The following is a 23,147-nucleotide window of genomic DNA, read 5'->3' on the forward strand; positions in this document are numbered from 1 at the left end:
TGTTGTGGCTGGAAGGCCCCCTCCCCGGGTCCCACCCCGAGCGTGCGAGGGGTGGGGAGGGAGGGGGTCCTTTCTCAGACGTCTTCGACGGACGACGGCTCGCGGCGGGACAGGTCGATGCCCAGCTCCTCCGCGGCCCGGAAGACCTCGTCGTCGGTGTCGCGCAGCTCGATCGCCTGCCCGTCGCCGGAGAGCACCTCGACGTTGAGGCAGAGCGACTGCAGCTCCTTGAGCAACACCTTGAACGACTCCGGGATGCCCGGCTCGGGGATGTTCTCGCCCTTGACGATCGCCTCGTACACCTTGACGCGGCCGAGGATGTCGTCGGACTTGATGGTGAGCAGCTCCTGCAGCGCGTAGGCCGCGCCGTAGGCCTGCATCGCCCAGCACTCCATCTCGCCGAAGCGCTGACCACCGAACTGCGCCTTACCACCCAGCGGCTGCTGCGTGATCATCGAGTACGGGCCGGTCGAGCGGGCGTGGATCTTGTCGTCGACCAGGTGCAGCAGCTTCAGGATGTAGACGTAGCCGACGGCGATCGGCTCGGGGAAGGGCTCCCCGGAGCGACCGTCGAACAGCCGCGCCTTGCCGGTCGGCGCCACCATCCGCTTGCCGTCGCGGTTCGGGATCGTCGAGCCCAGCAGGCCGATGATCTCGTCCTCCTTGGCGCCGTCGAAGACCGGCGTCGCGGTCCGGGTGCCCGGGGCCGCGGCCTTGGCGGCCTCGGGCAGGCTCTTCGCCCAGTCCGGGTCGCCGTCGACCTCCCAGCCCTGCTTGGCGATCCACCCGAGGTGCATCTCCAGCACCTGGCCGACGTTCATGCGGCCCGGCACGCCGAGCGGGTTGAGGACGATGTCGACCGGGGTGCCGTCCTCGAGGAAGGGCATGTCCTCCTGCGGCAGGATCTTCGAGATGACGCCCTTGTTGCCGTGGCGCCCGGCGAGCTTGTCGCCGTCGGAGATCTTGCGCATCTGGGCGACGTAGACCCGGATCAGCTCGTTGACGCCGGCGGGCAGCTCGTCGCCGTCCTCACGGGAGAACACCCGGACGCCGATGACCTTGCCGGACTCGCCGTGCTTCACCTTGAGCGAGGTGTCGCGGACCTCGCGGGCCTTCTCGCCGAAGATCGCGCGCAGCAGGCGCTCCTCGGGGGTCAGCTCGGTCTCGCCCTTGGGCGTGACCTTCCCGACCAGGATGTCGCCGGGGACGACCTCGGCACCGATGCGGATGATGCCGCGCTCGTCCAGGTCGGCCAGCACGTCCTCGGAGACGTTCGGGATGTCCCGGGTGATCTCCTCGGCGCCCAGCTTGGTGTCGCGGGCGTCGACCTCGAACTCCTCGATGTGGATCGAGGACAGGACGTCGTCCTGCACGAGGCGCTGCGACAGGATGATCGCGTCCTCGTAGTTGTGGCCCTCCCACGACATGAAGGCGACGAGCAGGTTCTTGCCCAGCGCCATCTCGCCCTGGTCGGTGCAGGGACCGTCGGCGATGACCTGGCCGACCTCGACCCGCTGGCCCTCGTCGACCCGCGGGGTCTGGTTGACCGAGGTGCCCTGGTTCGAGCGGCGGAACTTCAGCAGCCGGTAGGTCTGCCGGGTCCCGTCGTCGGCCATGACGGTGATGTAGTCCGCGGTGGAGTCCTCGACCACACCGGCCTTCTCGGCCACGACCACGTCACCGGCGTCGACGGCGGCACGCAGCTCCATGCCGGTGCCGACCAGCGGGGCCTCGCTGCGCAGCAGCGGCACCGCCTGACGCTGCATGTTGGCGCCCATGAGCGCGCGGTTGGCGTCGTCGTGCTCGAGGAACGGGATCATCGCCGTCGCGACCGAGGTCATCTGCCGCGGGGAGACGTCCATGTAGTCGACCTGCTCGGGCGACAGGTAGTCGACCTCGCCACCCTTGGTGCGGACCAGGACCCGCTCCTCGGCGAGGCGGCCCTGCGCGTCGAGCGGGCTGTTGGCCTGCGCGACGACGAAGCGGTCCTCCTCGTCGGCGGTCAGGTAGTCGATCTGCGTCGTGACCTGGCCGTTCTCGACCTTGCGGTACGGCGTCTCGATGAAGCCGAACGCGTTCACGCGGCCGAACGAGGACAGCGATCCGATCAGGCCGATGTTCGGGCCTTCCGGCGTCTCGATCGGGCACATGCGGCCGTAGTGGCTGGGGTGGACGTCGCGGACCTCCATGCCGGCCCGCTCACGGGACAGACCACCCGGACCCAGCGCCGAGAGGCGGCGCTTGTGGGTCAGGCCCGCGAGCGGGTTGGTCTGGTCCATGAACTGGGACAGCTGGCTGGTGCCGAAGAACTCCTTGATGGAGGCGACGACCGGCCGGATGTTGATCAGGGTCTGCGGCGTGATCGCCTCGACGTCCTGGGTCGTCATCCGCTCGCGGACCACGCGCTCCATGCGGGAGAGGCCGACCCGGATCTGGTTCTGGATCAGCTCGCCGACGGTGCGCAGGCGGCGGTTGCCGAAGTGGTCGATGTCGTCGACGCCGTGGTCGGGCTCGCCGGCGTGGAGGCGCACGACGTACTCGATGGTGGCGACGATGTCGTCCTCGGTCAGCGTGCTGGTGCTCTGCGGCACCTCGACGCCCAGCTTCTTGTTGACCTTGTACCGGCCGACCTTCGCCAGGTCGTAGCGCTTCGGGTTGAAGAACAGGTTCTCCAGCAGCGCCTGCGCCGACTCACGCGTCGGCGGCTCGCCCGGCCGCAGCTTGCGGTAGATGTCGAGCAGGGCCTCGTCCTGCCCGGCGATGTGGTCCTTCTCCAGGGTGGCGAGGACGGTCGGCGACCACTGGAAGTGCTCGCGGATGCGGTCCTCGGTCCAGCCGAGCGCCTTGAGCAGCACGGTGACCGGCTGGCGCCGCTTGCGGTCGATGCGGACGCCCACGGTGTCGCGCTTGTCGACGTCGAACTCCAGCCACGCGCCGCGGCTGGGGATGACCTTGGCGCTGAAGACGTCCTTGTCCGACGTCTTGTCCAGGGTCTTGTCGAAGTAGACGCCGGGGCTGCGGACCAGCTGGGAGACGACGACGCGCTCGGTCCCGTTGATGACGAACGTGCCCTTGTTCGTCATGATCGGGAAGTCGCCCATGAACACCGTCTGGCTCTTGATCTCGCCGGTGGTGTTGTTCATGAACTCGGCGGTGACGAACAGCGGCGCCGCGTAGGTCATGTCCTTGTCCTTGCACTCCTCGAGGGACGCCTTGACGTCCTCGAAGCGCGGGTTGGAGAAGGACAGCGACATCGAGCCGCTGAAGTCCTCGATCGGGGAGATCTCCTCGAGGATCTCGGCGAGGCCGCCGACGGCGTCGGCCTGCTCCTCGGGCGAGAGCGTGGCCCGCCACTCGGGGCTGCCCACGAGCCAGTCGAACGACGCGGTCTGGAGCGCGAGGAGGTCCGGGACCGCGAGGGGCTCGGAGATCTTGGCGAACGAGACCCGCAGCGGCGCGCCGGGGATCTTCTGCTGGTCGGCCTCGCCGGTGCGGGGACCGCTCTGCGGGGCCGGGGTGGTCTGGGTGGTGCCGGACTCGGTGGTGCCGGGGGTGATGCTGGTGGGGCGAGAGCCTGCCAAGATGCGTCCTTCCAAGGACCTCACGACGTGCGGGCGGTGGGCTGCGGGGTCGTCCTGGGTCGTCGTCGGTAATGGCGAGGCTGTCCGCGACGGCCGCGAGAGCCCGCCGGACAGGTCAGCACGGGAGCTGCCCGGGGGATTCCCGGGCACCCGTCGTGACCCGTCTGGGCGGGCAGGCAGTCAGAGGGCAGCGCAACAGGAGACCCTACCCCTGCTGTTGCGCTAAGTCCACGTCGGGGGTACCGGTGCGAGCGGTGCCACATCCGCGGGTCGCGCAGCCGGCAGGGCCGACGGGGTGTGTGCCGGATCCATCATGACAGCGGACGCACCTCGGTGGTACCGCCACGCCGAGCGGCGACCGCCGGACCGGCCCTCCGGCAGGGTCCTTCAGCTCGTGGTGAGCAAGGTCAGCTCGCTGATCTTCCACTCGCCGTCGACCGTCACCATGCGGACCTGGACGGTCTGCACGCAGGACTGCGCGCCCTCGGGGGTCATCTGGCACTCCGACCCCTCGGGCGGCTGCTGCTGCCCGGTGGTGACCGAGCGGACGACGTACTGGCCGAAGACGACGAGCGTCGCGGTGTCCTGCGCGTCGTTGATCTGCTGCAGCCCGACGTCGTTCACCTCGTAGCTGGTGGTCGCCGACACCTGCTCGTAGGTGTCGATGATCCCGCCCTGGGACAGGTCCCGCTCGTACTGCTCGCGCAGCTCGCCCGTGAGCACCGCGAGCTTGCCCTGGACGCTGCCCTCCGAGTCCTCGTAGTCGTAGGCGTAGAGCGCCCGCACGCCGTCGCCGGCCGCGTCGATCACCGCGGTCTGCACGTAGCCGGGGTCCAGCCGCTCCCGCAGGAGGAGACCGGTGCCGACGGCGGCCAGCAGGCAGAGCGCTGCGAGCACGGCCACGAGCGCCCGGCCCGGACGCCGGCGGCCCGCGGACGACGCGTCGGCGGCCGGCGCGCTGCCGCGGGCCGCGTGGCGCCGGGCGGAGCCCGCCCGCCGGGCGGCAGGACCGGCCGTGTCCGCCGGGCCGATGGCCGTGTCCGCCGGGCCGGGGGCCGTGTCCGCATGGCCGGTTGCGGGGGGCGCGCCGGCCGGACCGGCCGGCGGGGCGCCGTCCTCCCGCTCGCGCCGGCTCCCGGCGACCCGGGGGCGGGGGCTGGGCCGGGCCGCGGGCCTGGGGCGTGCCGTGGGCCGCGGCCGCTCCTCCGGTGTCTGGCTCATCGCGACCTCACGCTCCCCGGATCGCGGACAGCAGCCACCGGCCGTCGACCTTCGTCAGCTCGACCTCGATCCGGTAGCGCAGCAGCTGGGCCTGCTCGTCGACGTTGCTCTTCTGGGCGGACTCGATGACCAGGAGCGCGGCCGCCTCGTCCTCGTCGGCCCGGGTGACGCCGGCCCCGACGACCTCGGTGCTGACCACGGCCTCGGACTCGACGATCTGCTGGCGTCGGGCCTCGAGCTGGGCGATCGTCTCCTCGCCCAGCTCGCCGGTCGCCACCTGCTCGATCTGCCGGATGTCCTCGTCGAGCGTGACGTGGTCGAACGAGGTGAGGTCGACCACGTGGGCCCGGGCGGCCTGCAGCGCGTCGACGTAGTCGTCGGTGCGGATGGACGACGGCTCGGGCCGGGTCGACCACAGGAAGGCCAGGGCGGCCACGAGCAGCACCAGGAGGCCCGCCAGCAGCGGCACGACCGGGACCGCCGGCCGGGTGGCCGGGACGCCGGACGCCGGCTCGTCGGCCGGCTGCTCCCCGGCGTCCACGTCGGCGAGCGCCGTCTCCTCGGCGACGGCGACCGGGGCGTCGCTCCCCCGGTCGCCCCGGGGCGTCCGGGACCGCGCGTCACTGATCACCCGCGCATCCTCCTCTGTCGTCTCGTGGGCCGGGCCGACGGCGCACCGTGATCGACCCGGATGGGTGGTTCACGCGCCGGTGCGGGCGAACGGGCTGGCGCTCAGCAGCTCGCCGAGGAGCTCGTCGAGGCCGGTGAGCACCGGCGGGCGCGTGCCCCCGCCGCTCTGCGTCCCCGTCCCGCCGACCCCGCCGGAGCGCCCGATGTTCTGCTCGCCCCGGATGTTCGACCCGGTCTCGTCGACGCCGTCCCCGGGGGCCGGGTCGGCCCCGTTCACGACCTCGCACCGCACCGCCTCGGTGTCCAGCGCCTGCACCGCTCCGGGCCCGGAGAGGGACCCCGTCGACACGTAGCCGCTGGTGCACGCGTGGGGGTCGCCGGCGTTGAGCACGAACCCGAAGTGGGCCCGCATGGTCCCGCCGTCGTCCCGGACGACGGTGAAACCACCGGAGACGACGTCGGGGTAGGTGACGAGCAACTGCTCCACGCCGTCCAGGCGCGGGACGGTGACCCGGTTGAGGACGTCGAGGTTGCGGATCAGCGGGCCGAGCCCGGGGCCGGCCTCCGCGACCAGGCGCTGCAGCGCGTCGCCGGCGTCCGGGGCCGTGACCAGGAGGCTGCGCAGGTCGGGGTCGCTGGAGACGAGCGTGTCGCTCACCAGCCGGAGGTCGGCGGCCCACTGCTCGATCGCCGAGCGGCTGGCCACCTGGGTCTCGAGCACCGTCCGGCCGTCGGTGATCAGCCGCAGGGTCTCGGGGAGCGACTCCTGGGCCCGGGTGAGCAGGAGGTCGCCGTTGTCGATCAGCCGGCCGAGGTCGTCACCGGCTCCCGCGAAGGCCCGGCCCAGCTCGTCCACGACGATCCGCAGGTTCTCCTGGTCCAGGGAGCCGACCAGCTCGTCGACGTTCAGCAGCAGCTGCTCGACCGGCACGGGGATCGCGGTGCGCTCCTGCGGGATGACCGCGCCCTCCTCGAGGTAGGGGCCCTCGGCGTCGTCGGGCACGAGGTCGACGTACTGCTCCCCCACCGCGCTGCGGGTGGCGACCACGGCCCTGGCGTCGGCGGGGATGGGCTCGGCGCCCGGGTCGATGGTGAGCGTCACGCGCACCCCGTCGTCGACCAGCTCCATGTCGGTGACCCGGCCCACGGAGACCCCGCGGTAGGTGACCTCGGCGTTCTCGAAGATGCCGCCGGAGTCGCGGAAGTCGGCGGCCACCTCGTACCCGGTGCCGAGCACCAGCCGGTCGAGGCCGACGTAGGTGAAGCCGAGGTACGCCATCCCGAGGACGGCCACCATGGCGAACGCCGCGAGCTGCAGCTTGGTGGTCCGGGTGATCACGGCCGGCCTCCCAGCAGGTCGGGGAGGCCGGCGAGGCCGCCCTGGCCGGGCACCCGGCCGACGATGCCCTCCGGCAGCAGGGCGCCCGGGCCGGCCTGCGGCGCCGGCGTCCCCGGTCCCCCGGCCGGTGCGCCGGACGCGTTCCCCGGCGGGCTGCCCGGCACGCCGCACCGCTCCCCGGTGAAGTCAGCGGGCGCGGCCTCCTCGAGGGCACCGGTGAGCGGGTCGACGAAGTAGCGGCAGAGCACCTCGGTGAGGTCCAGGTCCAGGCTGGCGGTCATGTTGGTGAACAACCCGTAGCCCCCGGTCCGCAGGTCCTGCCGGTAGTTCAGCGCCGACAGCGAGCTGGCCGGGAACGGGTAGGTGAGCAGCAGGTCCAGCGAGCCGGCGAGGTCCGGCCCGGCCGAGGCGAGCTGGGTGAGGATCGGCTGGAGCAGCCGCAGGTCCTCCACGGTGTTCGCGCCCGCCTGGTCGATCACGCGGGTCCCCACGTCACCGAGCCGGGCCAGGCTGTCGAGCATGGAGACCAGCAGGTCGCGCTGCTGGTTCACGACGTCCAGGCCGGGGCCGATGGTGTCCAGCGCCGTCTCGATCGTCTCGGTGCGCTGGGCCAGGCTCGCCGACAACGCGTCGACGCTGTCCAGCGCCCGGCCGATCTCCGACCGCTGCGCGTCGAGCCCGCCGATGAAGGTGTCCAGCTGCTGCAGCGTGCTGCGGATCGCCTGCTCCCGGCCCTCCAGGGCCACACCGAGCTCCCGGGTGATCGTCTGCAGCTGGGCGAGCCCACCCCCGTTGAGCACGAGGGAGAGGGCGCCCAGCAGCTCCTCGACCTCGACGTTGCGGTTGGTCCGGTCCAGCCCGATCCGGGCGCCGTCGGCGAGCGCGCCGCGCGGCTCCTCGTTCCCCGGGGGCGCCAGCTCGACGAACTTCTCGCCCAGCAGCGAGGTCTGCTGGACCATCGCCACCGCGTTGGCCGGCAGCTCGACGTCGCCGTTGACCGAGAGCGTCACCAGCGCGGTCCAGTCCTCCCCCAGCTCGATCTCCTCGACCCGGCCGACCGGCACGTCGGCGACGCGCACGCCCGACTGCGGCACCAGGTCCAGGACGTCGAGGAACTCCACCTGCACCGTGTAGGGCTCGTCACCGAGGTCAGCCCCGCCGGGCAGGCCGAAGGAGTAGGCGCCGCGGAAGTCGCAGCCGGCGAGCAGCAGGACGCTCGCGGTCAGGGCGGTCGCCCGGGCGAGTGGCCGGGTCACGGCTGTCCTCCCGCGAGGTCGGGCAGGCCGATCAGCGAGCCGCCGGTGCGGCCCCCGGCGGCGCCACCGCCGTAGAGCGCGGTCAGCAGCTCCTGCAGGTCGCTCACGCCGTCTCCGTCGAGGTCGTCCAGGGCGCCGTCGGCGTCCGCGTCCCCCGACAGCAGCCGGGTGCAGATCTGCTCGATCGGCGGCAGCTGGAGGCCCTGGGTCAGGGGGTCGGTGACCACGTCGGGCACCAGGTCCAGGTCCAGCCGCAGCCGCCCGGTCGCCCCCAGGACCTGGCAGACGATGACCTCGGGGCTGGTGGCGCCCATGGAGTTGTCCCGGGTGTCCAGCGTCCCGTAGTCGGGGTTGTAGGCGTGGGACAGGTTGCCCAGCGCCGCGGGGGCGACGTCCAGGACCTCGGCCAGGGCGTCCCGCTGCTGGACCAGCGCGAGGGTCACGTCGGCCAGCCGGTCGACGTTCGTGCGCAGCAGGTCGGTGTTGTCCTGCACGAAGCCGGCGACGTCGCCGAGCGCCTGCGACAGCAGCTGGATCGCGGTGGCGAGGTCCTCGCGCTCCCCCTCGAGCAGGTCTGCGACGGCCGCGAGGTTCTCGTTGAACACCCCGACCTGGTTGTCGATGGTGGCCAGCGCGCTGGTGAACCGCTGCAGGTTCTCGACCGAGTCGAAGAGCCCGTCGCGGTTCTCGGCCAGCGTCTGCACCGCCTGGGAGAAGCCGGTCAGCGTGCGGTTGAGGTCGTCCCCGGTGCCCTGCAGGTTCGCCGCCCCGACGTCGATCAGGTCCGACAGGGCGCCGTCGGCGTTGGCCCCGGTGGGACCCAGCGCCGCGGAGAGCTCGTCCAGGGCGCCGTACACGGCGTCGAGCTCCACCGGCGTCGCGGTCCGCTCCAGCGGGACCTCCGCACCGTCGCGCATCGCCGGCCCGCCGTCGTACACGGGGGCGAACTGCACGTACCGGTCGGAGACCAGGGAGGGCGCGAGCACCACGGCGTTCGCGTCGGCCGGGATGTCGTAGTCGTCGTCGATCGCCATCTCGACACGCACCCGGTCGCCCTCGGGGCGCACCTCGGTGATCTCCCCGACGTCGATGCCGAGGACGCGGACGTCGCTGCCCGCGTACAGCCCGACCGCCTGCCCGAACCAGGCCGTGACCCGGTACTGGCCGGCCGGCCGGAGCACCGTCCAGCCCAGCGCGCCGACCAGCACGAGCGTGGCGGCCACCGCGACGCCGCGCTGCAGGGAGCCACTCATCAGTTCCCCTCCTGGCAGGACACCGGCACGCCGGGGCCCCCGCACACCATGCTGCCGACCACGCCGGGCAGCAGGTTGTCCACGAAGCTGTCGAACCAACGGCCGTTGCCGAGGGTGTTGGTGAACACCCGGACGAACGGCGCCAGCCGGTCGACGGTCTGGGCGAGGTTCTCCCGGTTGCGCGCCAGGATCTCGGTCACCCGCGAGAGCTGCGCCAGCGCCGGCGTGAGCGCCTCGCGGTTGTCGGCCACCAGGCCGGAGAGCTGCGTCGAGAGCTCCTGGGTGCTGGTGAGGATCGAGTCGATCAGCTGCCGCCGCTCCTGCACCGCGGTGAGCAGCGTGTTCGAGTCGAGGATCAGCCGGGTGAACTCCCCGTTCCGGTCGGCCAGCACGTCGGTCACCGTCCGCGTCGCCGAGAGCAGCTCGCGCAGCTGGGCGTCGCGGGCGGCGATGGTGTCCGACAGCCGGGCCAGCCCCTGCAGCGAGCTGCGCACCTCGTCCGGCGTCTCGGCGAAGGTCTCGGCCAGCACCTCGAACGAACCGGCCAGCTGGCCGGTGTCGAGGTCCTGCACCGTCGTCGACAGGTCGGCGAAGGCCTCGACGACGTCGTAGGGCGACGCCGTGCGGGTCAGCGGGATCCGCTCGTCGGGGTCCAGCTCGGCGGATCCGCGCGGCACGAGGGCGAGGTACTTCGCGCCGAGCACCGTCTCGATCTTGATGGCGGCCTCGGAGCGGTCGCCCACGAAGGCGTCCCGGACCCGGAACTCGACGGTGACCGCGCCGTCCTCCAGGGCCAGGCCCTCGACGGTGCCCACCTTGACGCCGGCGACCCGGACCGGGTCGTCGGGCCGCAGGCCGGCCGCCTCGGAGAACTGCGCCCGGTAGACCGTGCCGCCGCCGATGAGCGGCAGGGACTGGGCGTTGAACGCCAGCAGCACGAGCGCGGTGATCACCGTCAGGCTGACCGCGCCGATCGTCACGGGGTTGCGGCTGCGGAAGGGACGCGGCTCGCGGGCCATCAGCTGCACCCCCGCTCGCCGTTGCGCAGCCCCCCGGTGGGCACCTCGACGGCGTTCTCGGTGCCGTCGGGGTTGCTGACCGGCAGCACGACGTTGCCCGAGGCCCCGCAGAGGAAGAAGTTGAACCAGCTGCCGTTGACGGCGGTCCGGGTGATCAGGTCGAGCTTGGTGGGCGCGAGCTGGAGGAAGTCCTCGATCACGTCCCCGCTGTCGGCCAGGGTCGTCGACAGGTCCTCCAGCGCGCGGATGTCGGCGGTGAGGGGAGCGCGGACGTCGACCAGCAGGTCGGTGGTGGACCGGGCCAGCCCGTCGATGGTCTGCAGCGAGTCGAAGATGGCCTGGCTGTCACCGGCCAGCCCGGTGACGAACTGCTGCAGGCTCACGACGAGCCCCGAGAGCTGCTCGTCGCGGGCGGCGACGCTGCCGAGCACGGTCGTGAGGTTGTCGATGACGCTGCCGATGACGGCGTCCTTGTCCGCGAGCGAGTCGGTCAGGGAGGCGACGTGCGCGAGCAGGCTCTGCACCGTCCCGCCCTCGCCCTGGAAGACCTGGATGATCTCGAAGGAGAGCCGGTTGACGTCCGCCGGCGACAGCGCCTGCAGCAGCGGCTGGAACCCGCCGAAGAGCGTGGTCAGGTCCAGGGCGGGGGTGGTCTGCGCCAGCGGGATGAGCGCGTCCTCCGAGAGCACCCGGCCCGCGGAGCCGTCGCCCTCCTCCAGCGCGACGTACCGCTGACCCACGAGGTTGCGGTAGCGGATGGTCGCCTCGACCCCGGCCGGCAGCGGCACGTCGGCGCTGACCTGCAGCACCACCTCGGCGACCGGGCGGTCGATCCCCTCGGCCAGCCCGATGCCGGTCACCTGGCCCACCCGGACGCCGGCGATGCGCACCTCGTCGCCCTCCACGAGGCCGGCGACGTCGGTGAACTGCGCCCGGTACCGCACCTGGTCGCCGTAGCCGGCGTTGGTGATGGTGCTGATGAGCACGTAGCTGGCCAGCACGGTCACCAGCCCGAACACCAGCAGCTTGGTCAGCGGCGCGGCCAGCCCGCGCAGCGCGCCCCTCATCGCAGGGCCACCTGGGTGCCGCGGAGCAGGGGGGCCAGCGTGGAGACCGCGAGGTCGGAGACCTGCTCGGGTCCGGTCCCGGTCTGGTGGGCGAGGATGCTGCGCACGAAGTCCAGCTCCGCTGTCGATCCGGCGAGGTCGTAGGGCAGGGAGTTGCCGGCCCTGGGGTTGGGGTCCCCCGCTCCCTCGGGCACGTCCTCGGCGCCGCGGCCACCGAGGCAGACGGGGTTCCCCGAGAAGGGGTTGTCCGCGGAGTCGACGCCGTCCTCCGGTGGGGTCGGGCAGTAGTACTCGCCGCGCTCGGCGGCCCGGATGAGACCGTCGATGTCGTCGAGGCCCTGGCAGTCGGGGCCGCTCCGGTCCAGGTAGGCCGGCTGGTCGCCGGGCACGTAGGGGTTGCGCGGCGGCAGGGTGACGACGATGTTCAGGTTGAGCGACGGATCGCCGTCGGCGCCGAAGGCCTCGCTGATCATCGGGTTGAACCGGGTGAGCCCCTCCAGCAGGCACGGGTAGACCGGGGAGTACTCGGCGAAGAGGCCCAGCACCGGCCGGGACGTCTCGGCCAGCGAGATGATGGTCCGCTCGTTGGCCTCCAGGAAGCCGGCCGCGGCGTCGCCTGCGGACCGGCCCACGGTGAAGGTCCGGCGCAGCTGCTCCTGCTGGTCGACCAGGGTCGTGCTGGTCACGGCGAGGTTGTCGAGCACCGCGAGCAGGTCGTCGGCGGCGGACTCGTAGGTGTCGGCGAAGTCGGCGAGTCCCGAGATGTCGGCCTGCAGCTGCGGCAGCACGGTGTTGAGCTGCGCGGTGTACTCCCCGACCGCGGCCAGGTTGGCGCCGAGCCGGTCGCCCCGGCCGCGCAGCGCGTCGGCGACCGCGCCGAGGGTCGTGGAGAGGTCCTGCGGCTGGACGGCCTGCAGGAGCGGCAGCAGGCCGTCGATCACCCGCTGCAGCTCGATCGCGTTCTCGCTGCGGTCCTGGCCGATGACGTCGCCGTCGGCGAGCCGCTCGGCGCTGGGTCGCTCGGGGAGCTCCAGCGAGACGAACCGCTCGCCGAACAGCGTCTTGGGCAGCAGCCGGGCGGTGACGTCGGCGGGGATCTGCTCCAGGTACTCGGGCCTGATCGCGAGCTCGAGCTCGGCGCCGTCGCTGCCGGCCCGCACCTCCCGGACGTCGCCCACGATGACGCCCCGGACCTTGACGTCGGAGGCCTCCTGCAGCTGGTTGCCGGCCGTGTCCGCCAGCAGCGTCACCCGGGCCACCTCGGTGAACGCTTTCTGGTAGGCCGCCACGGCCAGGCCCAGCAGCAGCGCGAGCACGACCAGGAAGGCCAGCCCCTGCAGCCGCCGACGGACGACCATCCCTCTCGCTCCGCTCATGCTCCGTTCACCCCGCGATCCGCACCGTCGTCGTGGAACCCCAGATCGCCAGCGACAGGAACAGGTCGATGACCATCACCGCGACGATCGAGAAGCGCACCGCCCGGCCGACCGCCAGCCCCACGCCCGCGGGCCCCCCGCCGGCGCGGAAGCCGTAGTAGCAGTGGCTCAGGATGATCACCACGGCGAAGACCAGGACCTTGAGGAACGACCAGAACACGTCCTGCGGCGGCAGGAACAGGTTGAAGTAGTGGTCGTAGGTGCCGGCTGACTGCCCGTAGGCCTGCGTGGTGATGGTGCGCGTGGCGAAGTAGCTGCTGAGCAGCCCCAGCACGTACAGCGGGACGACGGCGATGAAGCCGGCGACGATGCGGGTGGTCACGAGGAAGGGCAGCGAGGGCACCCCCATGACCTCGAGGGCGTCGATCTCCTCGTTGATCCGCATGGCGCCGATCTGCGCGGTGAAACCGCAGCCGACCGTCGCCGAGAGCGCCAGCCCGGCCACCAGCGGGGCGATCTCCCGGGTGTTGAAGTAGGCCGAGAGGAAGCCGGTGAAGGCCGAGGTGCCGAGCTGGTCCAGCGCGGCGTAGCCCTGGAGCCCGACCTCCGTCCCGGTGAAGAAGGACAGGAAGGCGATCACGCCGACCGTGCCCCCGATGACCGCCAGCGCGCCGGACCCGAACGTCACCTCGGCCAGCAGCCGGAAGGTCTCCCGCTTGTAGCGCCGCAGGGCGCGCGGCACCCAGCCGAGCGCCCGCCCGTAGAAGCTCAGCTGGTCGCCGAGGTCGTCCAGGGTGTCCAGCGGCCGCCGGTAGACGGTGGTGGCGAGCCGGCGGACCCGGACCCGGACCCGGTCGGTGGGTGAGAGGAGCGCCATCACGCCCCCTTCGGGGGGACGAGCTGGAAGTACAGCGCCGTCATCACGAAGTTCACCGCGAACAGCAGCAGGAAGGTGATGACCACCGCCTGGTTCACCGCGTCACCCACGCCCTTGGGGCCGCCCCCGGCGTTCAGCCCCTTGTAGGCGGCGACGATCCCGGCGATCAGGCCGAACACCAGGGCCTTGATCTCGCCCGACCAGAAGTCCTCCACCTGGGCCAGGGCGCTGAACGAGGCCAGGTAGGCGCCCGGCGTACCGCCCTGCAGCACGACGTTGAAGAAGTAGCCCCCGGCCACGCCGACCACGCTGACCAGTCCGTTCAGCAGGACGGCGACCAGCATCGAGGCGAGCACCCGGGGCACGACCAGGCGCTGGATCGGGCTGATCCCCAGGACCTCCATGGCGTCGATCTCGTCGCGGATCTTGCGGGCGCCGAGGTCGGCGCAGATCGCCGACCCCCCGGCGCCGGCGATCAGCAGCGCGGTGACGATGGGGCTGGCCTCCCGCAGGACGGCGAGCACCGAGGCCGATCCGGTGAACGACTGGGCCCCGAGCTGCCGGGTCAGCGAGCCCAGCTGCAGAGCGATGACCGCCCCGAAGGGGATCGCGACGAGCGCCGTCGGCAGGATCGTCACGCTGGCGACGAACCAGGTCTGCTGGACGAACTCGCGCACCTGGAACGGCCGCTTGGGCAGCGCCCGCAGCACGTCGAGGGCGAAGGCGAACAGCTTCCCGCTCGCCGCCAGCGGCCGGGTCGGCGAGTACTTCCCGTCCAGCAGGCCCGGGGCGACCGGCTTCTCGGTCGCGGTCACCCGGCGCCGCCGACGCGGGGCAGCACCACCGCGGGGGCCGGCCTCCCCGGCTCGGGAGCCCAGTGCCGGCCACCCGCGCCGGGGGTCGGGCGGAAGAGGCCGGCGTCGGCCTGCGCGAGCAGGTCCGGCGGCAGCGAGGCGCGGATGGCATCGGCGGTGGCGGGGTCGAACTGGTGCAGCATGCGGGCCACCCGCTCCTGCCGGCGGCGCACGGCCTTGCGCTCCGGCAGGCCTGGGGAGGGGTCCAGCTGGGGCGGCACGGCATCCCCGCCGCTGGCGCCCTTGGGCCCGATGCCGTTGTGCCGGTCGCCGCCGCGGGCCTCCAGTGCGGCCATCTCGGCCTCGACCTGGGCGACGTCCTTCTCCTCGCTCATCCCGATGGGGCCCTCGCGGCGGCCGTTGAGGAACTGGCGCACGACCGGCTCCTGCGAGGTCAGCAACTGCTCCCGCGGGCCGAACATGGCCAGGTGGCGGCGGAACAGGAGGCCGAGGTTGTCGGGCACCGTGCGGGCGGTGCCGATGTCGTGGGTGACGATCAGGAAGGTGGCGTCGATCTGCGCGTTGAGGTCGACGATCAGCTGGTTGAGGTAGGCCACGCGGACCGGGTCGAGGCCGGAGTCCGGCTCGTCGAACAGGATGATCTCGGGGTCCAGCACCAGCGCCCGGGCGAGGCCAGCGCGCTTGCGCATCCCGCCGGAGATCTCCCCCGGCAGCTTCCCCTCGGCGCCCTGCAGACCGACCATGTCCATCTTCTCGAGGACGATCCGCCGGATCTCCGACTCGCTCTTCCTCGTGTGCTCGCGCAGGGGGAAGGCGATGTTGTCGAAGAGGTTCATCGAGCCGAAGAGCGCGCCGTCCTGGAACAGCACGCCGAAGAGCTTGCGCACCTCGTAGAGGCGGGACTCGCTGGTGTTCACGATGTCGGTGTCGGAGATGACGATCGAGCCCCGCTCGGGCTTCAGCAGGCCGACCAGCGACTTGAGGAACACCGACTTGCCGGTGCCCGAGGGCCCCAGGAGCACCGAGATCTCCCCCGGCGGGAGCGTGAGCGTGACGTCGCTCCAGATGTTCTGGCTGCCGAACGACTTGGTCAGCCCCGAGACCTCGACTGCGACGCCCACGTGTCCCCTGCCTCCCGTTCCGGCCGGCCCGCCCGGTCCCCGCCCCGCCGCGTCGGCGGGCCCCGGCGGGGCGCTCGACCGTGGTGGGTCCCGTGGTCCGGGGCCCTGGCCTGCGCTCCTACCGGTCAGTAACGACGCGGTCCGGCGAAGGTTACGTGTGTCACGGAGTTCCCGTGACCCGCGTCTCCCCGTTCGGGGTGCGCAACCACCCGGACATGCGACAGGGGCCGCCCTCCCGAAGGAGGACGGCCCCTGTGGTGAGGCGGTGGAACGGCCCCGTCCCGGGCCCCACCCTGAGCTAGCGAAGGGTGGGGAGGACGGGGTCCTTCACTTGACGGTGACGGTGGCGCCGGCGCCCTCGAGAGCGGCCTTGGCCTTCTCGGCGGCGTCCTTGGCGACCTTCTCCAGGATCGGCTTCGGCGCGTTGTCGACCAGGTCCTTGGCCTCCTTGAGGCCGAGCGAGGTCAGACCGCGCACCTCCTTGATGACCTGGATCTTCTTGTCGCCGGCAGCCTCGAGGATGACGTCGAACTCGTCCTGCTCCTCGGCGGCGGCAGCGCCACCGTCGCCGCCACCGGCGGCCGGGGCGGCAGCAACGGCGACGGGGGCAGCAGCGGTGACCTCGAAGGTCTCCTCGAACTGCTTCACGAAGTCGGACAGCTCGAGGAGGGTCATCTCCTTGAACGCGTCGAGCAGATCCGCGGTGGAAAGCTTGGCCATGATGTCTCCTTCTGGGGTCAGTCGGTGCTGGCCGCGGCGTCCGCGGCGTCAGCGTCGGGGGTGGTGTCAGCAGCAGCAGCCTCGGGAGCGCCGGCCTCGGCCGGCTTCTTCTCCTTGAGCGCCTCGGCGAGCCGGGCGACCTGCGACAGCGGGGCCTGGAACAGCCCGGCAGCCTTGGTCAGGTTGCCCTTCATGGCGCCGGCCAGCTTGGCCAGCAGCACCTCGCGCGGCTCGACGTCGGCCAGGGCGGTGACCTCGGCGGGGCCGACGGTGCGGCCCTCGACGACGCCGCCCTTGACGACGAGCAGCGGGTTGGCGCGCGCGAAGTCGCGGATGGCCTTGGCGGCCTCGACGACGTCACCCTCGATGAAGGCGATCGCGGTCGGGCCGTTGAGCAGCGGGGCCAGGTCGGGGTGCCCGACCGAGTCCGCCGCCCGCTTCGTCAGGGTGTTCTTGACGACGGCGTAGCTGCTGCCCTCACCGAGGGAACGACGCAGCTGGGTCAGCTGCGCCACGGTCAGCCCGCGGTACTCGGTGAGCACCGCCGCGCTGGACGACTGGAACCGCTCGGTGATCTCGTCGATCACCGCGGCCTTCGCCTGCGTGGGCATGGGCCTCCTCTCGTCTGTCGGGCGACTGCTGGACGCTGCACGACTGCGTGCGTCGAGGGGCCCGGAGACGAGGAACGCCCCGGCGCAGGGCGCACGGGGCGAGGGGCGGGCGCGAGCGCCTGCCGATCGAACCGTCCTCCTGCGCGGGTCGCCCGGTGCTCCGGGACCTTCGATCGCACGCGGACGTGCGACGACCAGCGGTCTTGGGGGGAACGGTGGCAAGAGTACCCCACACGACGACGGCCCCGCCGCGCGGGTGCGCAGCGGGGCCGTGGCGAGGCGATGGAACGGCCACCCTTCAGGGGCCCGCGCCGAGCATGCGAGGCGTGGGGGAAGGGTGGCCCTCCTACTCGTCGACCGTCAGGTTGCGGGTGCGGTTCGGGTCGACCGGGATGCCCGGACCCATCGTGGTCGAGATGGTGACCTTCTTCAGGTACCGCCCCTTGGCCGACGACGGCTTGGCGCGCAGCACCTCGTCGAGTGCGGCCGCGTAGTTCTCGACCAGCTTGGCCTCGTCGAACGAGGTCTTGCCGATGACCAGGTGCAGGTTGGCCTGCTTGTCGACGCGGAAGTTGATCTTCCCGCCCTTGATGTCGTTGACGGCCTTGGTGACGTCGGGGGTCACCGTGCCGGTCTTCGGGTTGGGCATCAGGCCACGGGGGCCGAGGATGCGGGCGATGCGACCGACCTTGGCCATCTGGTCCGGCGTCGCGATCGCGGCGTCGAAGTCCAGGAAGCCGCCCTGGATGCGCTCGATCAGGTCGTCGGAGCCCACGACGTCGGCGCCGGCGGCCTCGGCCTCGGCAGCCTTGTCACCGGTCGCGAAGACGATGACGCGGGCGGTCTTGCCGGTGCCGTGCGGCAGGTTGACCGTGCCGCGGACCATCTGGTCGGCCTTGCGCGGGTCGACACCCAGGCGCATGGCCACCTCGACGGTGGCGTCGTAGGCGGTCGTCGACGTCTCCTTGGCCAGCGAGGCTGCCTGGAGCGGGCTGTACAGGTTGTCGCGGTCGACCTTCTCGGCCGCTGCGCGGAACTTCTTGCCGTGCTTCGCCATGGTGATTCCTCTCGCCCGGACGGTGCCGGGGATTGTGTGGTTCGCGGGCCAGGCGTGGCCCTCCCACGAGTGCAGGTGGTGCGGGTGCGGGCTGAGGTCAGCCCGTGACGGTGATGCCCATCGACCGGGCGGTGCCGGCGATGATCTTCTCGGCCTGGTCGAGATCGTTGGCGTTGAGGTCGGCCATCTTCGTGGTGGCGATCTCCCGGACCTGGTCACGGGTGACCGTGGCGACCTTGGTCTTGTGCGGCTCGCCCGAGCCCTTCTCGACACCAGCGGCCTTCAGCAGCATGCGCGCCGCCGGCGGGGTCTTGGTGACGAACGTGAAGGTGCGGTCCTCGAAGACCGAGATCTCCACGGGGATGACGTTGCCGCGCTGCGACTCGGTCGCGGCGTTGTACGCCTTGCAGAACTCCATGATGTTGACGCCGTGCTGACCCAGCGCCGGACCCACGGGCGGGGCGGGGGTGGCCGCACCGGCGTTGATCTGGAGCTTGATGACCGCGGTCAACCGCTTCCTGGGGGGCATGCTCTGTTCTCCGGTTCAGTTGGGTGGTGAGGTCTTCGGACCCGTCCGTCAGATCTTCTGGACCTGGCTGAACGAGAGCTCGACGGGCGTCTCGCGGCCGAAGATGGAGACCAGCACCTGCAGCTTCTGCTGCTCGGCGTTGATCTCGTTGATGGTGGCGGGCAACGTGGCGAACGGGCCGTCCATGACGGTGACCGACTCGCCCACCTCGAAGTCGACGACGGCGGCCGGCGCGGCGGCGGCGCCGCCCGAGCTCGCGGCGGCGGCCTCGGCGGCCCGCGGCGCCTGCGGCGTGGTGGCCGGGGCGAGGATCTTCACGACCTCGTCGATCGTCAGCGGGGACGGCTTGGAGGTCGCGCCGACGAAGCCGGTGACCCCGGGGGTGTTGCGCACCGCGCCCCACGACTCGTCGTTGAGCTCCATGCGGACCAGCAGGTAGCCCGGCAGGACCTTGCGGTTGACCTGCGAGCGCTTGCCGTTCTTGATCTCGGTGACCTCCTCGGTGGGCACCTCGATCTGGTAGATGTAGTCCTCCACGTCGAGGGACTGGATGCGCGCCTCGAGGTTGGTCTTCACCTTGTTCTCGTAGCCCGCGTACGAGTGGACGACGTACCAGTCGCCGGGGGCGATCCGCAGCGCCTTGCGCAGCGACTCGACCGGGTCCTCGTCCTCCTCGACCGCGACCTCGGAGTCCCCGGCCGGCGCGGCCTCCGGGTCGGTGGCGAGCGTGTCGGGGTTCCCGGTCTCGATCTCCGGCGTCGCGTCGGCGACCTCGCCGTCGGAGATGGCGGCACCCGCGCCCAGGTCGGCGGTGTCGCTGGACCCCTCGGCGGCACCCGACTCACCGGCGCCGGTCTCGACGTCGGCGGTGCCGCGCTCGTCGAATCGGGCGTCGTCCAGATCGGTGCCTTCGACCGCGTTGTCGGTCTCGAAGGGCTCGCGGGGGTCGGTCACAGGGTGTCTCTTCCTTGTCAGGGGGCGTTCAGGCGCGGGGACGGCGGATCAACCGAAGACGGCGAGCACGGCCTGCGCGAAGAGCAGGTCGAGCCCGGCCACCAGCGCGACGATGAACGCGACGAACACGATCACCACGGTCGTGTAGGTGATCAGCTCCCGCCGGCCCGGCCAGATGACCTTGCGCAGCTCGGCGACCACCTCGCGCAGGAAGCGCATGATCGAGCGGCGGGGCTGGTGCTCCTCGGCGCGCGCCCGCTCCGCAGCCGCCCGGGAGCGGGTCGGGCTGCCGTCGCGAGCCGGCTCGGTGGCCGACCGGGCGGCGCGACGCGACCGCGTGGCGGGCTCGTCGTCCTCGTCCCCGTCGACGGTGATGCGGCCCCGCCGGCGGGTGCTGCGGTCCCGCGCGGCGACGACCTTGTCCTCGTCGGCCTCCGCCTCGCCGGCCACCTGGTCCTCGGCGGCCTCGAGGGCGGCGGCGTCGTCGACCCCCGGCGCCTCGCGGTCCAGCTGCTCGTCGGTGAGCTCGGCGTCGGAGGCGGCGCGCGCGTCGTCCTCGCGGCCCGGCTTCTCGTCGCTCACTGCGCCTCGCTCGCCTCGTCGTGGTGGCCTCTCCCGCGAGGGCCGTCGGTCGGTCGTGCCGGTGTCCTGCTGGCAGGGGTGACAGGACTTGAACCTGCAGCCTGCGGTTTTGGAGACCGCTGCTCTGCCAATTGAGCTACACCCCTATGCCCTGGGTGGGCCCCGGAGCGTCTCGCCGCCACGGTGGCGCCGGCCCCGGGAAGGGATCCGGGGCACGCCGGTGGCGGGGTCAACAGGCCCCGGTGAAGCCAGTGTACGGGACCGTGACGGGCGGAAGCGAACGTCCCACCGGGCCTGCCCCCGGCCGGGGCATCTCCCCCGGTCGGCCACCCCGCGCGGGACCGGGCGGGCAGCCCGCGGCCGTGGTCTTTGACACGATGGCCCCATGACCGACGTCTCCGCACCGGGGTCCGCCTCCCAGTCGACCGAGCTGCCGCCCACCGCGCGCCGCATCTCCCGTCGCATCGGCGCCATCGCCGAGTCCGCGACGCTGGCCGTGGACGCCAAGGCGAAGGCGCTCAAGGCCGCCGGGAAGCCGGTGATCGGCTTCGGTGCCGGCGAGCCGGACTTCCCGACGCCGGACTACGTCGTCGAGGCCGCGATCACCGCGGCCCGGACGCCGGCCATGCACCGGTACACCCCCGCCGGCGGCCTCCCCGCGCTGAAGGAGGCCATCGTCGCCAAGACGGCGCGCGACTCCGGCCTGCGGCTGACCCCCGCGCAGGTGCTGGTCACCAACGGCGGCAAGCAGGCGGTCTACGAGGCGTTCGCGACGATGCTCGACCCCGGCGACGAGGTCCTGCTGCCGGCGCCCTACTGGACGACCTACCCGGAGGCCATCCGGCTGGCCGGGGGCGTGCCGGTGCCGGTGGTGGCCGACGAGCAGAGCGGCTACCTGGTGTCGGCGGCGCAGCTCGAGGCGGCGCGCACCCCGCGCACCAAGGCCCTGCTCTTCTGCTCCCCCTCCAACCCCACGGGCGCGGTCTACCCGGCCGAGCAGGTGGAGGAGATCGGCCGCTGGGCGCTCGACGCCGGCCTCTGGGTGCTGACCGACGAGATCTACGAGCACCTGACGTACGGCGGGGCCTCGGCGCCGTCGATGCCGGTGCTGGTGCCCGAGCTCGCCGACCGGTGCGTCGTGGTGAACGGCGTCGCCAAGACCTACGCCATGACCGGCTGGCGGGTGGGCTGGATCGCGGGCCCGGCCGACGTCGTCAAGGCCGCCACGAACCTCCAGTCGCACGCGACGTCGAACGTCGCGAACGTGTCGCAGGCCGCGGCCATCGCCGCGCTGACCGGCGACCTGTCGGCGGTCGCCGAGATGCGGACGGCGTTCGACCGGCGCCGGCAGACCATCGTGTCGATGCTGCGGGAGATCCCCGGCGTCGCCTGCCCCGAGCCGCACGGCGCCTTCTACGTCTACCCCTCGGTCAAGGGGCTGCTCGGCCGCTCGATCAGCGGGCGCACGGCCGGCAGCAGCGCGGAGCTGGCCGAGCTGATCCTCGACCAGGCGGAGGTCGCGGTCGTCCCGGGCGAGGCGTTCGGGACGCCGGGGTACATCCGGATGTCCTACGCGCTGGGCGACGACGACCTGGTCGAGGGCGTCTCGCGGCTGCAACGGCTGCTCTCCACGGCCGGCTGAGCAGCGGCGCCGCTGCCTGCCCGACCGCGGGCGTGGCGGCGGCGCGGGCGGTCAGGGCAGCCGGACGACCGCGCGAGCGAGGGAGAGCACCTTCTCGCCGTCGCTGGTGACGGTGAGGTCGACCCGCGCCCGCCCGTCCTCCAGCAGGGCGGCCACCCTTCCGCGGACGGTCAGCTCCGCTCCCCGGTCGTCGTCCGGGACGACGACGGGCCGCCCGAAGCGGACCTGGTACTCGACCAGCGCCGCCGAATCCCCGGTCCAGCCGGTGACCGCCCGGGCGGCGAGCGCCATGGTCAGCATGCCGTGGGCGATGACGCCGGGCAGGCCGACCTCGCGGGCCACCCGCTCGTTCCAGTGGATCGGGTTGAAGTCGCCGGAGGCACCGGCGTATCGGACCAGGTCGGCGCGGGTGACCCGGAGGACCAGCTCGGGGAGCTCGGTCCCGACCTCGGCGGTCATGCCGCACCTCGCGCCACGAGCATCGAGGTGGCCGTGCAGACCGCCTCGCCGTCCTCCGTGGCGAGCTCCACCCGGGCCGTCAGCAGGTCGTTGCCGGCGACGGTGCGCGCGGCGTCGATCGTGGTGGTGGCGACCAGCCGGTCGCCGGCCCGGATCGGGCGGTGGTGGGTGAACTTCTGCTCGCCGTGGACGACGCGGCTGTAGTCCAGCCCCACCTCGTCGTCCGCGAGCACCGCGAAGGCGGCCTCGAGGCTCACCACGACGGCGAACGTCGGCGGCGCCACGACGTCGGGGTGGCCGGCCGCACGGGCCGCGTCGGCGTCGTGGTGCACCGGGTCGGTGGCGCCGACGGCGGTCGCGAACTCGGCGATCTTCGCCCGGCCGACCTCGTAGACGGCAGAGGGCGGGTAGCTGCGCCCGACCAGTGCCCGGTCCAACGCCATGCTCCCGCCCTCGCTCAGCAGCCGCGAACCGTCAGCGGGTCTCGCGGTGCAGCGTGTGCTTGCGCTCGCGCGGGCAGTACTTCTTCAGCTCGAGCCGGTCGGGGTCGTTCCGCCGGTTCTTGCGGGTGATGTAGTTGCGGTTCTTGCACTCCTGGCAGGCCAGGGTGATCTTCGGACGGACGTCGGTGGCTGCCACGGGAGCGCTCCTAGCCTTGTGGGACAGGACCCGGGACCGGGCCCTGCTGCCGAACCGGCTGGATGCCGACACGGCGACGGACCCGGGATGCCGGGTCCGTCGGGAGTAGCGGTGACCGGACTTGAACCGGTGACACAGCGATTATGAGCCGCTTGCTCTACCAGGCTGAGCTACACCGCCGGGATGACCACCCGGGCCGGTCTCGCGACAGGACCGGTAGGTCAGGTTACTGCCAGAGCCCCTTTACGGAATCGAACCGTAGACCTTCTCCTTACCATGGAGACGCTCTGCCGACTGAGCTAAAGGGGCGTGCTCGGAGCCGTCGAAGACTCTACCAAGCCGCTCGTGGCGACCGGCGGGGGCCCTCCGGACCGTGCGGGAAGACTGTAACAGCCGCTC

22 protein-coding genes and 3 tRNA genes are annotated in these 23,147 nt (G+C 72.2%); 1 reads left to right on the forward strand and 24 read right to left on the reverse strand.

What is annotated here, in order from left to right:
- Positions 1-74: 74 nt before the first annotated feature.
- The 19 genes from rpoB to ACI79P_RS03775 form a co-directional block, all read right to left on the reverse strand.
- Complete coding sequence (gene rpoB / locus ACI79P_RS03685; protein ID WP_456579674.1) at positions 75-3,581, reverse strand: DNA-directed RNA polymerase subunit beta; 3,507 nt, start codon at positions 3,579-3,581, stop codon at positions 75-77.
- Between the two features lie 387 nt (positions 3,582-3,968).
- Positions 3,969-4,484, reverse strand: coding sequence for a hypothetical protein (locus ACI79P_RS03690; protein ID WP_456579675.1), 516 nt, complete (start codon positions 4,482-4,484; stop codon positions 3,969-3,971).
- 325 nt (positions 4,485-4,809) lie between these two features.
- Positions 4,810-5,433, reverse strand: coding sequence for a hypothetical protein (locus ACI79P_RS03695; protein WP_456579676.1), 624 nt, complete (start codon positions 5,431-5,433; stop codon positions 4,810-4,812).
- Positions 5,434-5,502: 69 nt separating this feature from the next.
- Positions 5,503-6,771: an MCE family protein gene (locus tag ACI79P_RS03700; RefSeq protein ID WP_456579677.1), complete on the reverse strand. Its 1,269-nt coding sequence runs from the start codon at positions 6,769-6,771 to the stop codon at positions 5,503-5,505.
- Entirely contained in the window at positions 6,768-8,027 is a 1,260-nt protein-coding gene (locus tag ACI79P_RS03705) for an MCE family protein (protein WP_456579678.1), read from the reverse strand. Before ACI79P_RS03705 ends, ACI79P_RS03700 begins: the two co-directional genes overlap by 4 nt.
- The gene (locus ACI79P_RS03710) at positions 8,024-9,280 is read right to left on the reverse strand and encodes an MCE family protein (RefSeq protein WP_456579679.1); all 1,257 of its coding nucleotides are present in this window, start codon (positions 9,278-9,280) and stop codon (positions 8,024-8,026) included. The genes ACI79P_RS03705 and ACI79P_RS03710 overlap by 4 nt, the downstream gene beginning before the upstream one ends.
- A complete protein-coding gene (locus ACI79P_RS03715) occupies positions 9,280-10,299 on the reverse strand; it encodes an MCE family protein (RefSeq protein WP_456579680.1) in 1,020 nt (339 codons plus the stop codon). The genes ACI79P_RS03710 and ACI79P_RS03715 overlap by 1 nt, the downstream gene beginning before the upstream one ends.
- On the reverse strand, positions 10,299-11,366 hold the full coding sequence (locus tag ACI79P_RS03720) for an MCE family protein (RefSeq protein WP_456579681.1): 1,068 nt from the start codon (positions 11,364-11,366) through the stop codon (positions 10,299-10,301). The genes ACI79P_RS03715 and ACI79P_RS03720 overlap by 1 nt, the downstream gene beginning before the upstream one ends.
- Positions 11,363-12,742: an MCE family protein gene (locus ACI79P_RS03725; protein ID WP_456579682.1), complete on the reverse strand. Its 1,380-nt coding sequence runs from the start codon at positions 12,740-12,742 to the stop codon at positions 11,363-11,365. Before ACI79P_RS03725 ends, ACI79P_RS03720 begins: the two co-directional genes overlap by 4 nt.
- Positions 12,743-12,749: 7 nt before the next feature.
- Positions 12,750-13,619: an MlaE family ABC transporter permease gene (locus ACI79P_RS03730; protein ID WP_456579683.1), complete on the reverse strand. Its 870-nt coding sequence runs from the start codon at positions 13,617-13,619 to the stop codon at positions 12,750-12,752.
- A complete protein-coding gene (locus ACI79P_RS03735) occupies positions 13,619-14,434 on the reverse strand; it encodes an MlaE family ABC transporter permease (RefSeq protein ID WP_456579684.1) in 816 nt (271 codons plus the stop codon). The genes ACI79P_RS03730 and ACI79P_RS03735 overlap by 1 nt, the downstream gene beginning before the upstream one ends.
- On the reverse strand, positions 14,431-15,555 hold the full coding sequence (locus ACI79P_RS03740; RefSeq protein WP_456579685.1) for an ABC transporter ATP-binding protein: 1,125 nt from the start codon (positions 15,553-15,555) through the stop codon (positions 14,431-14,433). The genes ACI79P_RS03735 and ACI79P_RS03740 overlap by 4 nt, the downstream gene beginning before the upstream one ends.
- Before the next feature lie 327 nt (positions 15,556-15,882).
- Positions 15,883-16,275: a 50S ribosomal protein L7/L12 gene (rplL, locus tag ACI79P_RS03745; RefSeq protein ID WP_456579686.1), complete on the reverse strand. Its 393-nt coding sequence runs from the start codon at positions 16,273-16,275 to the stop codon at positions 15,883-15,885.
- A gap of 17 nt (positions 16,276-16,292) precedes the next feature.
- A complete protein-coding gene (gene rplJ, locus ACI79P_RS03750) occupies positions 16,293-16,886 on the reverse strand; it encodes a 50S ribosomal protein L10 (protein ID WP_456579687.1) in 594 nt (197 codons plus the stop codon).
- Positions 16,887-17,232: 346 nt separating this feature from the next.
- Complete coding sequence (gene rplA / locus ACI79P_RS03755) at positions 17,233-17,943, reverse strand: 50S ribosomal protein L1 (protein WP_456579688.1); 711 nt, start codon at positions 17,941-17,943, stop codon at positions 17,233-17,235.
- A gap of 97 nt (positions 17,944-18,040) precedes the next feature.
- Positions 18,041-18,472 carry a 50S ribosomal protein L11 gene (gene rplK, locus ACI79P_RS03760; RefSeq protein WP_456579689.1) on the reverse strand — a complete coding sequence of 144 codons (432 nt, stop codon included), beginning with the start codon at positions 18,470-18,472 and terminating at the stop codon, positions 18,041-18,043.
- 48 nt (positions 18,473-18,520) lie between these two features.
- On the reverse strand, positions 18,521-19,426 hold the full coding sequence (gene nusG / locus ACI79P_RS03765) for a transcription termination/antitermination protein NusG (RefSeq protein WP_456579690.1): 906 nt from the start codon (positions 19,424-19,426) through the stop codon (positions 18,521-18,523).
- A 48-nt stretch (positions 19,427-19,474) separates the two neighbouring features.
- Positions 19,475-20,008: a preprotein translocase subunit SecE gene (secE, locus tag ACI79P_RS03770; protein WP_456579691.1), complete on the reverse strand. Its 534-nt coding sequence runs from the start codon at positions 20,006-20,008 to the stop codon at positions 19,475-19,477.
- 70 nt (positions 20,009-20,078) lie between these two features.
- A tRNA-Trp gene (locus tag ACI79P_RS03775) sits at positions 20,079-20,154 on the reverse strand.
- A 239-nt stretch (positions 20,155-20,393) separates the two neighbouring features.
- Here ACI79P_RS03775 and ACI79P_RS03780 point away from each other — a divergent pair.
- Positions 20,394-21,650 (forward strand): pyridoxal phosphate-dependent aminotransferase, encoded by a 1,257-nt coding sequence (locus ACI79P_RS03780; protein WP_456579692.1) that lies wholly within the window; start codon positions 20,394-20,396, stop codon positions 21,648-21,650.
- Positions 21,651-21,701: 51 nt separating this feature from the next.
- On the opposite strand, the gene ACI79P_RS03785 is transcribed toward ACI79P_RS03780, so the two are convergent.
- The 5 genes from ACI79P_RS03785 to ACI79P_RS03805 all read right to left on the reverse strand — a co-directional run bounded on the left by ACI79P_RS03785 (position 21,702) and on the right by ACI79P_RS03805 (position 23,057).
- Positions 21,702-22,109, reverse strand: coding sequence for a MaoC family dehydratase (locus ACI79P_RS03785; RefSeq protein WP_456579693.1), 408 nt, complete (start codon positions 22,107-22,109; stop codon positions 21,702-21,704).
- Entirely contained in the window at positions 22,106-22,552 is a 447-nt protein-coding gene (locus tag ACI79P_RS03790) for an FAS1-like dehydratase domain-containing protein (RefSeq protein ID WP_456579694.1), read from the reverse strand. Before ACI79P_RS03790 ends, ACI79P_RS03785 begins: the two co-directional genes overlap by 4 nt.
- 31 nt (positions 22,553-22,583) lie before the next feature.
- Positions 22,584-22,748, reverse strand: coding sequence for a 50S ribosomal protein L33 (gene rpmG / locus ACI79P_RS03795; protein ID WP_014378026.1), 165 nt, complete (start codon positions 22,746-22,748; stop codon positions 22,584-22,586).
- Between the two features lie 106 nt (positions 22,749-22,854).
- Positions 22,855-22,928: transfer RNA gene (locus ACI79P_RS03800), tRNA-Met, on the reverse strand.
- Between the two features lie 56 nt (positions 22,929-22,984).
- A tRNA-Thr gene (locus tag ACI79P_RS03805) sits at positions 22,985-23,057 on the reverse strand.
- Between the last annotated feature and the right edge of the window lie 90 nt (positions 23,058-23,147).

It is taken from the genome of Blastococcus sp. SYSU DS0510, from assembly GCF_054050835.1.

What these genes read in the sequence shown, in the direction of transcription:
- ACI79P_RS03710 (WP_456579679.1), bottom strand. Translation starts at nt 9,280, where the DNA reads ATGAGTGGCTCCCTGCAGCGCGGCGTCGCGGTGGCCGCCACGCTCGTG.
- ACI79P_RS03715 (WP_456579680.1), bottom strand. Translation starts at nt 10,299, where the DNA reads ATGGCCCGCGAGCCGCGTCCCTTCCGCAGCCGCAACCCCGTGACGATC.
- ACI79P_RS03720 (WP_456579681.1), bottom strand. Translation starts at nt 11,366, where the DNA reads ATGAGGGGCGCGCTGCGCGGGCTGGCCGCGCCGCTGACCAAGCTGCTG.
- ACI79P_RS03725 (WP_456579682.1), bottom strand. Translation starts at nt 12,742, where the DNA reads ATGAGCGGAGCGAGAGGGATGGTCGTCCGTCGGCGGCTGCAGGGGCTG.
- ACI79P_RS03730 (WP_456579683.1), bottom strand. Translation starts at nt 13,619, where the DNA reads ATGGCGCTCCTCTCACCCACCGACCGGGTCCGGGTCCGGGTCCGCCGG.
- rplL (WP_456579686.1), bottom strand. Translation starts at nt 16,275, where the DNA reads ATGGCCAAGCTTTCCACCGCGGATCTGCTCGACGCGTTCAAGGAGATG.
- rplJ (WP_456579687.1), bottom strand. Translation starts at nt 16,886, where the DNA reads ATGCCCACGCAGGCGAAGGCCGCGGTGATCGACGAGATCACCGAGCGG.
- rplA (WP_456579688.1), bottom strand. Translation starts at nt 17,943, where the DNA reads ATGGCGAAGCACGGCAAGAAGTTCCGCGCAGCGGCCGAGAAGGTCGAC.
- rplK (WP_456579689.1), bottom strand. Translation starts at nt 18,472, where the DNA reads ATGCCCCCCAGGAAGCGGTTGACCGCGGTCATCAAGCTCCAGATCAAC.
- ACI79P_RS03780 (WP_456579692.1), top strand. Translation starts at nt 20,394, where the DNA reads ATGACCGACGTCTCCGCACCGGGGTCCGCCTCCCAGTCGACCGAGCTG.
- ACI79P_RS03785 (WP_456579693.1), bottom strand. Translation starts at nt 22,109, where the DNA reads ATGACCGCCGAGGTCGGGACCGAGCTCCCCGAGCTGGTCCTCCGGGTC.
- ACI79P_RS03790 (WP_456579694.1), bottom strand. Translation starts at nt 22,552, where the DNA reads ATGGCGTTGGACCGGGCACTGGTCGGGCGCAGCTACCCGCCCTCTGCC.